The organism is Arthrobacter sp. CAL618 (assembly GCF_000468215.1).
Lineage (GTDB): Bacteria > Actinomycetota > Actinomycetes > Actinomycetales > Micrococcaceae > Arthrobacter_D.
This window is the reverse complement of the sequence record NZ_ASZW01000102.1, coordinates 9,155-10,384: the sequence shown is the minus strand read 5'-3', so window position 1 is coordinate 10,384 and position 1,230 is coordinate 9,155. Positions and strand designations below refer to the sequence as shown.

1 protein-coding gene and 2 pseudogenes are annotated in these 1,230 nt (G+C 66.7%); 1 reads left to right on the top strand and 2 read right to left on the bottom strand.

The genetic code is table 11. From position 1 onward, the window contains the following. A pseudogene (locus K728_RS21215) lies at positions 1-304 on the top strand (ABC transporter permease); the annotation flags it as partial. 16 nt (positions 305-320) lie between these two features. Here K728_RS21215 and K728_RS21835 read toward each other — a convergent pair. Both K728_RS21835 and K728_RS21830 read right to left on the bottom strand, forming a co-directional pair. After that, positions 321-599, bottom strand: a complete 279-nt coding sequence (locus K728_RS21835; RefSeq protein ID WP_019483410.1) for a hypothetical protein — start codon at positions 597-599, stop codon at positions 321-323. A gap of 82 nt (positions 600-681) precedes the next feature. Then, positions 682-1,167, bottom strand: a pseudogene (locus K728_RS21830) (ABC transporter permease subunit); the annotation flags it as partial. Positions 1,168-1,230: the final 63 nt, after the last annotated feature.

Genomic DNA, 1,230 nt, shown 5'->3' with positions numbered 1-1,230 from the left:
GAGCCTCGTCCATGTACCAGCGGCCGCGATTTTCATCGCCGCACCCGCTGTCATCTTCGCCGCTGTTCCCCGGTGGAGTGTAGGGGCCGGTTGGGGCCTTCTGACGGGCGGGCTGGTGCTCGGCCAGTTTGGCGAGTTGCTGGGCCTGCCGGAGTGGCTGCAGGCAGTGAGCCCGTTTCATCATTCCCCGGCCATGCCGGTTGAAGCTTTCGATCCCGTCCCGATTGTGGTGATGGGCCTCGTAGCGGTTGGGGGTGCAGTCCTCGCCGCGTACCTCATCCGGCACCGCGATTTCACTGGCTGAACCAACCCCTTCCCTCCTAGATCCCGACATCCCGTCGTTGCAAGGCGACCGCGCTGAGTCCGGCGAGCGCCGCCGAGATACCCCATAGCCAGGCGGCAGCACCCCAGTCCGCCCCATTGGCCACCGGCGAGTTTCCATACGCCCAGTGGTAGGGCGAGAGGTTCAGCAGCCACTGAAGGTCGGGGCTTTGGCGTCCGACGGCGTTGAAGACGTAGCTCAGCACCGCAACCCCGGCGCCGGCCGCAAGGCCATAAAGCCTCCTGCCGCTCACCGCCCCGACAAACAGGGCGGCCATCCCACTGAGGAGCGCGAGTCCCCCCGAACAGGACCGTCGCACCAAAGAGGTCCTGAGTCTGAATCCCCAGCTCAGCGGGCTCGTTGAGGAGCAGCACGAGGATGAAGACGACGGCCGCGAGCGCGACAGTGCGCACCGCAATCGCCAGGGCCCGCTCCAACACCACCTGGGGTCTGGTGACCGCGTGCGCCAGCGTCAGTTCCAACTGGCCGGACTCCTCATCACCGGCCACTGCCGACGCACCCCAGGACACCGACGCGATGGTCAGGAGCAGGAAGCCGATCAGCCCAAAGATGGTGGCCTGCGTGTACCCGGGACCCGAGGCGATCTGATCATAGTTCAGTGCTCTGGTCATCTCCGGAGGGAGCGCGTTGATCATGTCCTGCATCTCGTCGCTGTTCCCGAGGGAAGGAAACAGTGGCAGGTATACCAGGATGGCGGCGGCGAGCCCCACGGCCCAGGCCAGGGTGGATCGCCAGTGATCAAGCAGCGCGCGCCTGAACAACGGCAGGATCCTGGCTGGGTCGGTCCGGTCGTCCCGGGTGGCTGGCGGTGCCGAGTGACTCATGACCGGCTCCGCTCGCTGAATCCACGGGGGCCGGCCACGTCACCGCGGCGACCGGAGGCACCG